The sequence below is a fragment of the Sanguibacter sp. HDW7 genome, from assembly GCF_011300875.1.
GTDB lineage: Bacteria > Actinomycetota > Actinomycetes > Actinomycetales > Cellulomonadaceae > Flavimobilis.
In genome coordinates this window covers 1302793-1316849 of the sequence record NZ_CP049862.1, presented here as the reverse complement: position 1 = coordinate 1316849, position 14057 = coordinate 1302793, and the positions used below count along the sequence as shown (strand labels likewise).

Sequence of the window (14057 nt, the reverse complement as noted above, 5' to 3'; positions counted from 1 at the left end):
GGCTGGCTCGGGAAGTGTCAGCGGCGCAGGCCGAGGCGCTCGATGAGGCTGCGGTAGCGCGCGATGTCGACCTTCTGGAGGTAGCCGAGGAGGCGGCGACGCTGGCCGACGAGGAGGAGCAGGCCACGACGGCTGTGGTGGTCGTGCTTGTGCTCCTTGAGGTGCTCCGTGAGGTCCTTGATGCGCTGCGTGAGCATCGCGATCTGGACCTCGGGGGAACCGGTGTCGCCCTCGTGGGTCGCGTACTCGGACATGATGGACTGCTTGGTGGCCTTGTCGAGGGGCACGATTCTCCTAGTGTTCTGCTCGTTGCGCGGCGCGCCGGGGCTGATCCTCCGGGCACTCTCTGTCCGCGGCCGTTCGAACGGCGAGGTCAAGCCTACCAGCACGGCAGGGCCGGCCCGTGGTGACGCACACCACCCAGGACGCAGGCCGCGGGCCGCGCAGCGCCCGGCTCAGCGGGCGGTCGTCACGGCGCTGATCCGCACCGTCTTCCGGTCGAGCGTCTTGACCGTGACGGTCCCCGAGAACTTCTTCGGGAGCCTCACCGTGTACCGCACGAGGTGCTTCGTCCTGCTCGACGACGTCGAGAACGTCGCGACCCGCTTGGTGCCCGTGTAGACCGCGACGCGTCCGTAGCCACGTCCGCTCGCCGCGGTCACCTGGATCGTCCGGACGTCCTTGGACCTCGTCACGCGCAGGCGCGCGCTCTTCGCCTTGGTCGACCAGGCCACCCCGCGCAGGTAGCGCGTGTCACGGACCGTCGACCAGCCGACCTTCCCCGTCGACCGCTGCACCGAGCTCGGCGCGACGTGCCTCGTGATGAGGGGGAACGACGCCCGCGCCGAGCGACCACTCTTGCCCACCGCGACGACCGCGACCTCGGCGGTGCGTCCGTAGCCCAGGCGCAGCGTGTAGGAACGGGACGTCGTGCGCTTGGCGACGCGCCATGCACCGAGCTTGGCGCCGTGCGCGGCGGAGCGGACGAGGACCTCATAGCTCGTCGCGCGGGCCGCCGCGTTCCAGCGCAGCGTCGAGTCGGCCACGAGACGGACCGGCGCGACCGTGGCGCCGGGCGCCCGGAGCGTCGGCTTGGCGGGTGCGGCCGGGAGCGGCGTCGGGACGGGCGTCGGGGCGGGGGTCGGGACGGGCGTCGGGGCGGGGGTCGGGCTCTGCGTGCCGCCGCCTCCGGGCGGGGACGAGACCGGGTCGCCGGTCGTCGCCCAGCGCGGGAACGCGAGCGACGTGAGCGCGACGCGCGACGCGCTGTCGAGCGTCCGCACCGTGACGGTCCCGGAGACGGCCTTCGGAACGTCGACGACGCGGACGGCCGCGGGCGCGACTGTCGGCGCGTCCCAGCTGACCTCTCCGAGCACGGTCGAGCCGACGGCGACGCTCGCACGACCGTTGCCGGGGCCCTCCTCGCCGACGAGGACGATCCGGCGCGCGCCACGCACCGAGGTCACCTTGACCGTGGCGCCCTTGCCGGTCGTCGCGCGCAGCGCGCCGTCGACAGCACCGTTCGCGGTCTGCGCCTTCCAGCTCGGCGAGAACGCGAGCGAGGACTGCGCGACCGGACGGGTCGCGCGGACGAGGTCGACCATCGCGCCACGCTCCCCCGAGGCCGCGATCGCCCGCACGACGACGAGACGGTTGACGCCGGGGCTCACGGTGAGCGTCGCCCTCGGGTTCGTCACGGTCGCGATCGTGCGCCAGCCACGAGCGTCGGCGAACGCGGCGCCGTGCGACGCCGGGCGCTCGAGGAGCTCGTAGCCGACCGCGCCCACGACGGGCTGCCACGTGTAGACCTGCTGAGTCGTCAGCTGTGCGGGGCTCTGCTGGGTCGTGTGCGCGTCGGGCACGGGCGCGGGCAGGACGGGCTGCGCAGGGCCGTGCTGTGCGAGCGCCGCGTCGACGAGCGCGTCGACGCGGTCACGGATGCTGCCGAGCTTGGCGTAGAGCGTCTTGCCGGGGCACGCCGTGATGTTCGTGTCGCGGTGCCCCTGGATGACGTTGACAGTGATCGTCTCGCCGGGCTTGGCGTGGACACCGCTCTTGGTGCTCGTGCCGGTGTAGAGCCGCGCGGTTCCGCGCGGGTCGAGCCCGTGCTCGTACGCCTTCCACGCGAGGAGCTGTGCGATCGACTCGAGCATGGCCGCCGAGGGTCCGTCGACCTTGCCGTTGGGCTTGCCCACGGGGAGGTTGTCGGCGTTCTCGAAGTTGCCGATCGCGGAGATGCCGATCGTCGTCGTGTTATAACCACCGGCCTGCGCACCGATCGGCAGCGTGTCGATCGCACCGTAGCGGCCCTCGTAGAGGGTCCCGAAGCGGTCGACGAGGAACTGGTAGCCGATGTCCGGCCACTTCATCGACTGCGTGTGGTAGGCGTACACGCTGCGGACGAGCTTCGCCGCGTCCTTCTGCGCATAGTCGTTGCGGTTGACCGTGTGGTGGACGTACATCGCCGCGAGGCTCGCCGACTGGTCCTGCGGGCCCCACGAGCTGCGGAGCTTCTCGTCGGCACCCCACTCGGCGCGCGTGACGACCTTCGGTCGCAGCACCGCACCTGTCGCGGCCGAGGCCGTCGCGAGCGCGCCCGTCGTACCGACGGCGGCATCCGCGCGCGAGCTGCCTGCGTCGACGAGGTCGATGCGCAGCCCTGCCGGCTCGCGTCCCGAGGCAGTGCGGACGCGTGCCTGGACGCCGTCGGCGCCCGCTGAGACGAGGGGCTCGGTGCCCGCGCGGTCGGACGTCGCGAGCGCCTCGCTCACCGGCAGCGCGACCCACTCGCTCCACTCACCGCCCTCGCGGATGCGCACCGTGATCTCGAGGATCTCCTCGCCCGACGACGCGTCCCACGTGACACCGGCCGCGGTGAAGGTCCCTGTGCGCGTGAGCGGCGTGAGCGCCGCCAGGTCAGGGTCGCTCGCGTCGCTGAGCGGCGCGAGCTCCTCGGCCTCGACGACAGGAGTGGGTGCGAGCGCGTCCTCGACCGCGACGGCATGCTCGGTCGCCGCGTCCACGAGGCCCTCGGGCGGTGCGTCGAGCGCGCCCGGCTGGGCCGCGGCGCGCGCGTCGACCCCCTCGATCGCGACGCTCGCGAGCTCGGGCGTCACGGGTGTCGCGACGGCGACGGGCATCGAGACGACCGGAAGCGCGAGGCCCGCCACGGTCAGAGCGGCGACGGTCGCAGCCGAGACGAGCCTGCGCATGCGAGTTCCCCTGATCAGTCGGCGTCGGTCGGCGTTGACGACCGACCCGCGACGAACGATAACAAGGCGGCGGGGATTCTCACAGGCCACAGGCGTCCCTCGAGACACGCTGCGCGACGGGCACGAGCACCGTCACCGTGCCGGTCCACTGCTGGCCGCGACGACGACGCAGGTCAGCGACGCGCGGCGGGGCGATCGTCGGCCGCGAGCACCTCGCGCACCTGCTCGACGTCCGCGTCCATCTGCGTGACGAGCTCCTCGACGGACGTGAAACGCAGCGTCGGGCGCAGGTGCCGGACGAGTTCGAGCTCGACGACCTCGCCGTAGAGATCAAGATCCGTGCGGTCGAGCACGTACGCCTCGACACGGCGCTGGGTCCCGTCGAACGTCGGGTTCGTACCGATCGAGACGGCGGCGGGCAGAACGGCCTCCGGACCTCCCCCGGCGCGGAGCATCCAGCCGGCGTACACGCCGTCCGCAGGCACGAGCCCCTCGACGTCCTGGGAGAGGTTCGCCGTCGGGAAGCCGATCGTGCGGCCCCGGGCATCGCCGTGGACGACCTCGGCCCGCAGCCGGTGGTGCCGGCCGAGGATCCGCGCCGCCCGGGTCACGTCGCCGTCGTCCAGCAGGCGCCGGGCCGCGGTCGACGACCAGCGCCCGCCGCCGACGCCGAGGTCCTCGACCGTGACGACGTCGAAGCCGTGCTCGGCCCCGAGCGCGGCGAGCGTCTCAAGGTTGCCGGAGTTGCCCGCGCCCAGACGCACGTCGCGACCGACGACGACGGCCGACGCCCCGAGCCCGCGCACGAAGCAGGACTCGACGAACTCCCGCGGCGACTGCGCCGCGAGCTCGAGCGTGTAGTCGAGCTCGAGGACACCGTCGAGACCCGTCGCGCCGAGCAGCTCGCGCCGCTGGGACGGGCTCGTCACGAGGCGCAGGGGCTCCTCGGGCAGGTGCACCGCCCGCGGGTGCGGCGTGAACGTCACCGCGACCGCGGCAGCGCCACGGGCCCGGGCACGCTCGACGACGACACCGAGCACCTCCTGGTGCCCGAGGTGCACGCCGTCGAAGTTGCCGATCGTCACGACCGTCGGGCCGAGGTCCGTCGGGACCTCCGCGAGCGAGCGCCACACGCGAGCCCTGCCGTCGTCGACGGGCACGTCCTCGGGCGTCACCTCGTCGGGCGTCATGAAGACGGTCACCGGCTTGAGCCACGCCCCCGAACGCTCGAGCACCGCGACGAGCCTGCCGGCGCCGTCGACGCCCGCAACGGTCGACGCCGTCGTCGTACCTCGCGCGAGACGCCGGCCGTGGACCACCGCGAGAGCGTCCTCCGCGGTGAGCGTGTGCCTCGGCATCGTCCCGGCCAGCGCGTCGGCCGCGCCGACGACGGGCACCGGGAGGTGCTCGAGCTCCGCCCGGGCCACCAGGGCGTCGAGCGAGTGCGCGTCCTCGATCCGCACGCCGCCCACGCGCGTGCGCCGCAGCGCCGTGAGGTGCGCACCCACGCCGAGCGCCGCGCCGAGATCCCGCGCGAGCGCACGCACGTACGTGCCGGACGAGCACTCGACCGTCGCGTCGACGTCGAGCATCGTCACGCCGTCGACCTCGACCCGGCGCGGCTCCCCGAGCTCGAACCGCGCGACGGTCACCGGTCGCGCCTCGAGCTCGACGTCCTCCCCGGCCCGCGCGAGGTCGTACGCACGCCGGCCGTCGACCTTGATCGCTGAGACCGTGCTCGGCACCTGGAGGATCTCGCCAGTGAGGCCCGCAGCGACCTCGAGCAGCGCGTCGGCAGTCACGTGGCCTGCGTCGGAGGTCGTCACGACGTCGCCCTGCGCGTCGTCCGTCGACGTCGACCGGCCGAGCCGGATCGTCGTCACGTACTCCTTGTCCGCTCCCACGAGGTACGTGAGGGCGCGCGTCGCGCGCCCGACCCCGAGGACGAGGACGCCCGTCGCCATGGGGTCGAGCGTCCCCGCGTGACCGACCTTGCGCGTCCGCGCGAGCCAGCGGACCTTCGCGACGACGTCGTGGCTCGTCATGCCGGCCGGCTTGTCGACGACGACGACGCCGTCCGGCGCGGGGGGCCAGGCACGGGTGTCAGGGCGGCGAGGAGCACGGGGGGTCACGTCGGCCAACGGTATCAGCGAGCGTCGGCCCCACCCCCGCCCGCACGGGCCTGCGCCACGTGATGGACGGCACGCCGTCACGACCCCCGAGACGGCCGCAGGGCCCGGAGCATGCGCTCCGGGCCCTGCGGGTGGTCGTGCGAGGCTCAGGCCTCGTCGTCCTCGTCGTCCTCAGGACGGCGGTACGGGTCGGCCTCACCGGCAAAGGTCGCGCCACGGCGCGACTGCTCGAGCTCGGCGTCACGACGACGCGCCTCGTCGAGCGCGGCCTCGAGGTGGGCCGCGGTCTCCGGGACCGCGTCGAGGTGGAACTCGATCGTCGGCGTGAGCCGCGTCCCGAGCTGCTTGCCGACCTCGGAACGGATGATGCCCGTCGCGCTCTTCAGAGCAGCGGCGGAACCCGTCCGGGCGTCCTCGTCACCGAGGACCGTGTAGAAGATCGAGGCGGACTGCAGGTCACCGGTGACACGCACGTCGGTGATCGTCACGAAGCCGAGACGCGGATCCTTGATCCGCGTGTCGAGCATGCGCGCGACGACCTCCTTGATGCGGTCGGCCACCTTGCGTGCGCGGGGGCTGTCAGACATGTGCGTCTCCCTTCACGACCGTCGTCGACGGTCGAGGTCCTGGATCCCGGGGGCGCCGGAGCACCGGTGCCACGAGGGCACCGGCGCTCCGGCCCGGAATCACGCGCGAGGCTTCTCGCGCATCTCCCACGTCTCGATGACGTCCTCGGCCTGGAGGTCGTTGAACGACCCGAGTCCGATACCGCACTCGTAGCCCTCGCGGACCTCGGTCGCGTCGTCCTTGAACCGCTTGAGCGACTCGATCGAGAGGTTGTCGCCGATGACGACGCCGCCACGCAGGACGCGCGCCTTGGTGTTGCGACGGATGATGCCCGACCGGACGATCGAACCGGCGATGTTGCCGAACTTCGAGGAGCGGAAGACCTCGCGAATCTCCGCGGAGCCCAGCTGCACCTCCTCGTACTCCGGCTTGAGGAGGCCCTTCATGGCCGCCTCGACGTCGTCGATCGCCTGGTAGATCACCGAGTAGAACTTGATGTCGACACCCTCGCGGTCCGCCATCTCGGCGACACGCTCCGCGGTGCGGACGTTGAAGCCGATGATGACGGCGTTGTCGACCGTCGCGAGGTTGACGTCGTTCTGCGTGATCGCACCGACACCGCGGTGGATGACACGCAGCTGGACCTCTTCGCCGACGTCGATCTTGAGCAGCGAGTCCTCGAGGGCCTCGACCGCACCGGAGACGTCACCCTTGATGACGAGGTTGAGCGTCTCGACCTTGCCGAGCTCGAGGGCCTTCGTGAAGTCCTCGAGGCTGATGCGCTTGCGACGCTTCGCGAGGGTCGCCGCACGCTCGGCCGCCGAACGCTTCTCAGCGATCTGGCGGGCCGTGCGGTCGTCCGACGCCACGAGGAAGTTGTCGCCAGCGCGCGGCACCGACGTGAGACCGAGCACCTGGACCGGACGCGACGGGGTCGCCTCGTCGACGGTGTTGCCGTGCTCGTCGAACATCGCACGCACACGGCCGTAGGCCGTGCCCGCGACGATCGCGTCGCCGACGCGGAGCGTGCCCTGCTGGACGAGGACCGTCGCGACCGCACCGCGGCCCTTGTCGAGGTTCGCCTCGATCGCGACACCGCGCGCGTCCTTGTTGGGGTTCGCACGCATGTCGAGCGCGGCGTCCGCCGTGAGGAGGACCGCCTCGATGAGCTCGTCGATGTGCAGACCCTGACGCGCGGAGACGTCGACGAACATCGTGTCGCCGCCGTACTCCTCAGCCACCAGGTTGTACTCGGTGAGCTGCTGACGGATCTTCGCGGGGTTCGCGGACTCCTTGTCGATCTTGTTGACCGCGACGACGATCGGGACACCGGCGGCCTGGGCGTGGTTGAGCGCCTCGACCGTCTGCGGCATGACGCCGTCGTCGGCCGCGACCACGAGGATCGCGATGTCGGTGACCTCGGCACCACGGGCACGCATGGCCGTGAAGGCCTCGTGACCCGGGGTGTCGATGAACGTCAGCGCACGGTCGATGCCCTCGTGCTCACGACGCACCTGGTAGGCACCGATGTGCTGCGTGATGCCGCCGGCCTCGCCCGAGACGACGTCGGTCCGGCGGATCGCGTCGAGAAGACGCGTCTTGCCGTGGTCGACGTGGCCCATGACGGTGACGACCGGAGGACGCGGGAGCAGGTCCTCGTCGGACTCGCCCTCGAGCTCGGCGTCAAGGTCGATGTCGAAGGCCTCGAGCAGCTCGCGGTCCTCCTCCTCGGCCGAGACCATCTCGATGACGTAGCCGAGCTCGGCGCCGAGCGACCCGAAGGTGTCCTCGTCGAGCGACTGCGTCGCGGTCGCCATCTCACCGAGGTGGAAGAGCACCGTGACGAGCGAGGCGGGGTTCGCGTCGATCTTGTCGGCGAAGTCGTTGAGCGACGAGCCGTGACGCAGGCGGACGATCGTCGAGCCGTCCCCACGGGGGACCTGCACGCCGCCGAGCGACGGCGCCTGCATCTGCTCGAACTCCTGCCGCTTCGCGCGCTTCGACTTCCGTCCGCGCACGGGGCGGCCGCCGGCGCGCCCGAAGGCACCCTGCGTGCTGCCACGACCGGCACCACCGGGACGACCGCCGCCACCGCCGCCGGGACGACCGGCGAAGCCGCCGCCGCCACCAGCACCGGGGCCACCGCCGCCGGGACGAGCTGCACCGCCGCCGCCACCGCCGTAGCCGCCGCGACCGCCGCCGCCACCGGGACGTCCGCCACCCGCACCTGCGCCGGCACCCGCGCCCGGACGACCGAGCTGCGTCTTGCCGGGCATCATGCCGGGGTTAGGACGGGGACCACCCGGACGCGGGGCGCCCGGACGGGGACCGCCGGGACGGGGACCGCCGGAGCGCTCGCCCGTCGCGGCAGCGTCGGACGCCGCAGGAGCCGGACGCGCACCGGGACGGGGCATGCCCTGGCTGGGCGCGAACGGGTTGTTGCCCGGGCGGGGACCGCCGGAGCGCTCGCCACGGGGCATCCCCTGGCTGGGCGCGAACGGGTTGTTGCCCGGGCGCGGACCGCGAGCGGGACGCTCGGACGCGGGGCCGGGACGGGGCGCGCCGGGACGCGGCGCGGCCGGGGCCGCGGCCGCAGGGGCGGACGGGGCCGGAGCTGCAGGTGCGGGGGTCGGTGCCGCCGGGGCGGCGGGCGCGGGCGCCGCAGGTGCCTCGGCGACGGGCGCGGGCGCCTCGGGTGCCGGGGCGGCCTTCGCGGGCGCCTTGGGCGCCGCAGGACGCTTCGCGGGCGCCTCGGCAGCGGCCTCGGGGGCCTTTGCCGGGAGCGCGTCGCGCAGACGACGAACGACGGGTGCTTCGATGGTCGACGACGCCGACCTGACGAACTCACCCATGTCGTTGAGCTTCGTCATGAGCTCCTTGCTCTCCACACCGAGCTCCTTGGCGAGCTCGTACACGCGGATCTTTGCCACTTCTCTCCTGTCTGGGTCCCGCCCCGGACAGGGAGGGACCTACTTAGTGCTGGGGGCTCATCGCTGAGTACTCATCGGGTGCCCATCGGCCTCTGACCCGCTTTCCTTGGTGAAGTCCTGACCGAGCGCGACCTGGTGGTCACGCGCGTCCAGCGTTGTCCTGCCACGCGTGCTCGACCGCAGAGGTGATCCGCAGCGCACGCACCACTGCCCGCCGTCTGTCGGCGAGCTCGTGGCAACGAGGGTCCGGGTGGACCCACGCTCCCCGCCCCGGGAGGGACCGACGCTCGTCGACGACGACCCTGGGGGTCGCGCCGGGCGAGGCGTCGTCCACGACGAGGCGGACGAGCGCGTCACGCGCGTCCTTCCGTCGGCACCCCACGCACGTCCGGACCGGGCCCGCCACGGGCGCCTCGAGGGCGCGCGGGGACGAGGTCATGTGGTCCGTCGAAGGGGGTGCGTCAGGCACGGCGCGTGATCGCACGTCGTCCAGTCTAGCGCCCCTCGCCGTCGGCGTCGGCAGGCGCGCCCTCGGTGCCCGCGTCGACGACCCCGTCGGAGCGGATGTCGATGCGCCAACCCGTGAGCTTCGCGGCGAGACGGGCGTTCTGCCCCTCCTTGCCGATCGCGAGCGAAAGCTGGTAGTCCGGCACGACGACGCGCGCGGCACGAGCCGCGAGGTCGACGACCTCGACCGACGTGACCTTCGAGGGCGACAGCGCGTTCGCGACGAACCGCGCCGGGTCCTCGGCCCAGTCGACGATGTCGATCTTCTCGCCGTGGAGCTCGGCCATGACGGCGCGCACGCGCTGGCCCATGGGGCCGATGCAGGCGCCCTTGGCGTTGACGCCCGGAACCGTCGAGCGGACCGCGATCTTCGTGCGGTGACCCGACTCACGGGCGATCGCGACGATCTCGACGGTGCCGTCGGCAACCTCGGGCACCTCCATCTCGAAGAGCCGTCGCACGAGCCCCGGGTGCGTGCGCGACAGGACGATCTGCGCGCCCTTGAGGCCGCGCGTCACCTCGACGACGAACGAGCGCAGCCGCTCGCCGTGGACGTAGCGCTCCGTCGCAACCTGCTCGTGCTGCGGCAGCACGGCCTCCGTGCCGCCGACGTCGACGAGCACGACACGCGGGTCGCGGCCCTGCTGGATGATGCCACCGAGGAGCTCGCCCTCCTTGTCGCGGAACTGCCCGAGCACCTGGTCGTCCTCCGCATCGCGCAGACGCTGGACGATGACCTGGCGCGCGGTCGCGGTCGCGACGCGGCCGAAGCCCGAGGGCGTGTGGTCGAACTCAGGTCCGAGCTCGCGCAGCGTGCGCGTCGTCGGCTCGGCGTCCGGGTCCTCCGGGTCGGCCTCGACCGGGACCTGCGTGACGATCTCCTCGCGTGCGAGGACCGTGACGCGGCCCGAGCGGCGGTCGACCTCGACGCGCGCGTGCGCGTATGCGTCGGGGGTGCGCAGGTAGGCGGAGCGCAGGGCCTCCTCGATCGCGGAGACGAGCACGTCGAGCGGGATCTCCCGCTCGCTCTCGAGCAGCCGCAGCGCGGTCATGTCGATGTCCATCGATCAGTCCTCCACGTCGTCGTCGTCGCCCAGGTCGACCTCGTCGATGCGACGCATCTCGAGCTCGACACGACCGCGACGCACGTCGGCGAGCGGCAGGCGGTGGGTGGTGCCGGCCTCGTCGTCAAGGACGAGCGCGTCGTCCTCGACGTCCGTGAGGCGGCCGGTGACCTCGGCCCCGTCGCGCGTCTCGACGCGGACGAGCCGGGTGCGGGCGCGGCGGAAGTGCCGCGCCTCGGTGAGCGTGCGCGTCGCGCCGGGCGACGACACCTCGAGCTGGTAGGCGTGCGGCAGGACGTCCGACGCATCGAGCGCGTCCGAGACGGCGCGCGAGACCTCGGCGACGCGCTCGAGCGGCAGCGAGCCGACCTCGTCGTCGCGCAGGTCCACCGTCACGCGCACGACGCTGCGCGTCGCAGGACCCGTGATCGTCACGTCCTCGAGGAAGAGGTCGGCGGACGCGACGGCGTCGGCGATCGCCGCGGTCACGGCCGCGGCGAGGTCCTCGTGCTGAGGTGCCATGGGAGTCTCCTGTCGATCCAGGCGCACCCGCACCTGACGAACGACCGGTGTGATGTTGTGCGCGCAGCCCACAGCCTATCGGGTGAGCGGGCCCTGGTCGCGGTCCTCACCCTGGCGGAACGTGCGACGTGCCTCACGCCGCACGGCGAGCGAGGCCCGGGACAGGGCCGTCCGCGTGGCATGATCGGCTCCGATGGACACGCCTTCCCGCCCTGCTCCCGTGCGCCGCGCCGCCCGCGCCACGGCCCTCGTCGCGCTCGCGCTCGCCCTGGCGGGCTGCGGGGTCCGGCTCGAGACCCCGCCGCCGAGCGAACCGTCGCTCACCGCGGTCGAGGCCGCCCGTCGCGCGGCCGTCACGGACGTCCTCGACGTCCGTGCGACCGCACGCGCCGCGGCCGCCGGTGCGAAGGACCGCACCGCGAAGATCCTCGAGGAGGTCGTGCGCGCCGCCGACGTGCAGGAGGTCCAGCTCGGCGGCGTCTACGACTCGGGCCTCGTCGCGGCCGACGGCTCGCCCGCTCCCCTGCCGACCGGCACGGCCGCGGGCGACGACCCGGCGGCCGTCGTCGAGCTCCTCGGGCAGGCCGCCTCGCGCGCCCGTGCCGGGCTCGAGACCTCGGAGGACCCCGGCTTCGCACGTCTCACGGGGTCGATGAGCATCGCGCACCTCGTCGCCTCGCGCGCGCTCGCCGCCGCGGCCGACGTCGAGGCGCCGGAGACCGAGCTCCCCGCCGTCGCGCCCGTGCCGACCGCCCTCGAGGGCGTGCCGGCTGCCGACCTTACGGCGCTCGTCGTCGCCGAGGACTCCGCCGGCTACATGCTCGAGGTCCTCGCGTCCCGCCTCACGGACCCGCAGCGCTCTGCGGCGCTCGCCCGCGCCGCGACCCACCGCTCGCGCGCCGACGCCTGGGCCAGGGCTGCCGGGCTCGCCGGCACGCCCGAGGACCCGCGGCGCGTCGCATACGACCTGCCCGACGGCATCACCGCGGCCGAGCCCGACACCGCGCTCGTCGGTTCGGCCGAGGCAGCTCTCACGACCGACCTCGTCACGCTCGTCGCCGTCGTCCCGGCCGCGACGCGCGCCGCGATGATCGACCTCGCCGCCGACACGTGGTCGGCCGCGCTCACGTGGGGCGCCGCGCGCGTCCCTTTACCCGGTATGCCGGAGCTCGCCACCGCGAAGGGCTGACGCCCCGCAGGAACACGCCGGCTCAACGCCCGACGAGCCCGAGGTCGAGCGCGCGCACGACGGCCCGCGTCCGGTCCCGCACGCCGAGCTTGAGCATGATCGCCGAGACGTGGTTCTTCACCGTGCCCTCGGCGAGGTGGAGGCCACGAGCGATCTCCCGGTTCGACCAGCCCGCGGCGAGCAGCCGCAGCACCTCGCTCTCCCGCGGCGTCATGGTGACGGCCGGACCCGCCGGGACGTGCTCGGCGAGCGGCGCGGCCGCGAGGCGGTCGAGCACCCGGGCCGTCACCGCGGGCTGCACGAGCCGCTCGCCGCGTGCGAGCGTCCGGACCGCCTCGACGACCTCGTCGAGCGTCACGTCCTTGAGCAGGTAGCCACGCGCCCCGGCGCGCAGCGCCGCGACGACGAGGTCGTCGTCGTCGAACGTCGTGAGGACGAGCACAGCAGGCCGGTGCTCGGCCTGCGCGAGGGCCTCGAGCGTGCCGAGCCCGTCGAGCACGGGCATGCGGAGGTCGAGCAGGAGGACGTCGGGACGCAGCGCTGCGACGACCTCGAGCGCCTCGCGCCCGTCGGACGCCTCCCCCACGACCTCGATGCCGTCAGCAAGGCCGAGGAGCGCCGCGAGCCCCGCGCGGACGAGCGTCTGGTCGTCCGCGAGGACGACCCGCACGGACGCGCTCACGCGACGTCCCGGGTCTCGGCGCAGCCGTCCAGCGGGACACGCACACGCAGGACGAGCCCCACGCCCGCGGCCGCGACGACCTCGACGTTCCCGCCGAGCGCGTCGACACGCTCTCGCATGCCGCGCAGTCCGTTGCCCTCGACGACCCCGTCGGCGCCGCGACCGTCGTCATGCACCTCGACGAGCACCTCTCCGCCCGAGCGACGTACGAGGACGTCGACGCGCCCGGCACCCGCGTGGCGCACGGCATTCGTCACGCCCTCCTGGACGCAGCGCAGCACGACGTGCGCGCAGCCCGGCACGAGGTTCCCGACGCCCTCCGTCGCGACGACGACGCGCGGGTGCGGCACGGCGTCCGCAACCGCCGCGAGCGCCGCGACGAGATCCGTCGGCTCGTCGTCCCGGAGTCGCGCGACGACGGCGCGCACGTCGCCGAGAAGCGACTTCGCAGCCCCGCGCGCCGCCTCGACGTGGACCGCCGCCTGCCCGTCGGTGAGGTGGGAGGCGACCTCGAGGTGCACCGCGAGCCCCGCGAGCTGGTGGCCGACGAGGTCGTGCAGCTCGCGCGAGATCCGCAGCCGCTCGGCCGCGCGCGACGCCTCCGCGAGATCGTCGCGCGCTGCCCGCAGCTCCTCGTGCGCGGCGGTGAGCTCTGCGAGCGCCTCGGCGTTCTGCTCCCGCAGGCGCCGCTCGGACGCCGACGAGTAGCCCGTCACCGCCGCGAAGACGACGAGACCCGCGTACATCGTCGTGAGGATGAACGCGAAGGACGGCGAACCCTCGGACCGCAGCGCGACCACCGCGATGAGCGCGACGTACCCGACGCACACCCCGACGACCCAAGGGCGCGCCAGGGAGAGCCCCACGGTGGCTGCCGCGACGGAGAGCGGAACTCCCGAGACCCCTCCGCGCGGGTCGAGGAGGAACGCTACGGCAGCGGCGAGGACGACCCCTCCGACGAGCCACACCTCCGGGACACGCAGCTCGTCCTCGGCGAAGGCCAGGACGACGAACAGCACGAGGCCCACGAGGTAGGCGACCCACCACGCGCCGGAGAGCTGCGGCGAGCCCGGCGTGAGCACGTACATCCCCGGCATGAGGTAGGCCCCCGTGCCCGCGACCGCGAGCAGCAGGCCACCCACGTTCCTGCCGCCGGACCTGCGCAGCGGCGCGGGTGCCGTCGCGTCGGGCGCGTCGTCACGCGCGCGTGTCGGTCCTGTCACGTCACCACCCTACGGAGCGGAGGCGGGTC

The 14057-nt window shown here is 73.4% G+C and carries 11 protein-coding genes; 1 reads left to right on the top strand and 10 read right to left on the bottom strand.

The window, feature by feature from the left end:
* Positions 1-17 precede the first annotated feature (17 nt).
* The 8 genes from rpsO to rimP form a co-directional block, all read right to left on the bottom strand.
* Positions 18-287 carry a 30S ribosomal protein S15 gene (rpsO, locus tag G7063_RS06165; RefSeq protein ID WP_102508980.1) on the bottom strand — a complete coding sequence of 90 codons (270 nt, stop codon included), beginning with the start codon at positions 285-287 and terminating at the stop codon, positions 18-20.
* 168 nt (positions 288-455) lie between these two features.
* Positions 456-3212, bottom strand: a complete 2757-nt coding sequence (locus G7063_RS15440; protein ID WP_166413613.1) for an N-acetylmuramoyl-L-alanine amidase — start codon at positions 3210-3212, stop codon at positions 456-458.
* Between the two features lie 173 nt (positions 3213-3385).
* Positions 3386-5344 carry a bifunctional riboflavin kinase/FAD synthetase gene (locus G7063_RS15500; protein ID WP_206188222.1) on the bottom strand — a complete coding sequence of 653 codons (1959 nt, stop codon included), beginning with the start codon at positions 5342-5344 and terminating at the stop codon, positions 3386-3388.
* 146 nt (positions 5345-5490) lie between these two features.
* Positions 5491-5931 carry a 30S ribosome-binding factor RbfA gene (gene rbfA / locus G7063_RS06140; RefSeq protein ID WP_166413612.1) on the bottom strand — a complete coding sequence of 147 codons (441 nt, stop codon included), beginning with the start codon at positions 5929-5931 and terminating at the stop codon, positions 5491-5493.
* Between the two features lie 99 nt (positions 5932-6030).
* The gene (infB, locus tag G7063_RS06135) at positions 6031-8841 is read right to left on the bottom strand and encodes a translation initiation factor IF-2 (RefSeq protein ID WP_166413611.1); all 2811 of its coding nucleotides are present in this window, start codon (positions 8839-8841) and stop codon (positions 6031-6033) included.
* Positions 8842-8980: 139 nt separating this feature from the next.
* Positions 8981-9280, bottom strand: a complete 300-nt coding sequence (locus G7063_RS06130) for a YlxR family protein (protein ID WP_166413610.1) — start codon at positions 9278-9280, stop codon at positions 8981-8983.
* 55 nt (positions 9281-9335) lie between these two features.
* Entirely contained in the window at positions 9336-10412 is a 1077-nt protein-coding gene (gene nusA, locus G7063_RS06125; protein WP_166413609.1) for a transcription termination factor NusA, read from the bottom strand.
* Positions 10413-10415: 3 nt separating this feature from the next.
* On the bottom strand, positions 10416-10934 hold the full coding sequence (gene rimP, locus G7063_RS06120) for a ribosome maturation factor RimP (RefSeq protein ID WP_166413608.1): 519 nt from the start codon (positions 10932-10934) through the stop codon (positions 10416-10418).
* A 193-nt stretch (positions 10935-11127) separates the two neighbouring features.
* Here rimP and G7063_RS06115 point away from each other — a divergent pair, with 193 nt between their 5' ends.
* A complete protein-coding gene (locus G7063_RS06115) occupies positions 11128-12123 on the top strand; it encodes a DUF4439 domain-containing protein (protein ID WP_166413607.1) in 996 nt (331 codons plus the stop codon).
* Positions 12124-12145: 22 nt separating this feature from the next.
* On the opposite strand, the gene G7063_RS06110 is transcribed toward G7063_RS06115, so the two are convergent.
* Positions 12146-12805: a response regulator transcription factor gene (locus G7063_RS06110; RefSeq protein ID WP_206188221.1), complete on the bottom strand. Its 660-nt coding sequence runs from the start codon at positions 12803-12805 to the stop codon at positions 12146-12148.
* Positions 12802-14028 carry a sensor histidine kinase gene (locus G7063_RS06105; RefSeq protein WP_166413606.1) on the bottom strand — a complete coding sequence of 409 codons (1227 nt, stop codon included), beginning with the start codon at positions 14026-14028 and terminating at the stop codon, positions 12802-12804. The genes G7063_RS06110 and G7063_RS06105 overlap by 4 nt, the downstream gene beginning before the upstream one ends.
* Between the last annotated feature and the right edge of the window lie 29 nt (positions 14029-14057).

Coding starts and splice junctions, on each gene's coding strand:
- G7063_RS15440 (WP_166413613.1), bottom strand. CDS start 3,212: ATGCGCAGGCTCGTCTCGGCTGCGACCGTCGCCGCTCTGACCGTGGCG.
- rbfA (WP_166413612.1), bottom strand. CDS start 5,931: ATGTCTGACAGCCCCCGCGCACGCAAGGTGGCCGACCGCATCAAGGAG.
- rimP (WP_166413608.1), bottom strand. CDS start 10,934: ATGGCACCTCAGCACGAGGACCTCGCCGCGGCCGTGACCGCGGCGATC.
- nusA (WP_166413609.1), bottom strand. CDS start 10,412: ATGGACATCGACATGACCGCGCTGCGGCTGCTCGAGAGCGAGCGGGAG.
- G7063_RS06115 (WP_166413607.1), top strand. CDS start 11,128: ATGGACACGCCTTCCCGCCCTGCTCCCGTGCGCCGCGCCGCCCGCGCC.
- G7063_RS06130 (WP_166413610.1), bottom strand. CDS start 9,280: ATGACCTCGTCCCCGCGCGCCCTCGAGGCGCCCGTGGCGGGCCCGGTC.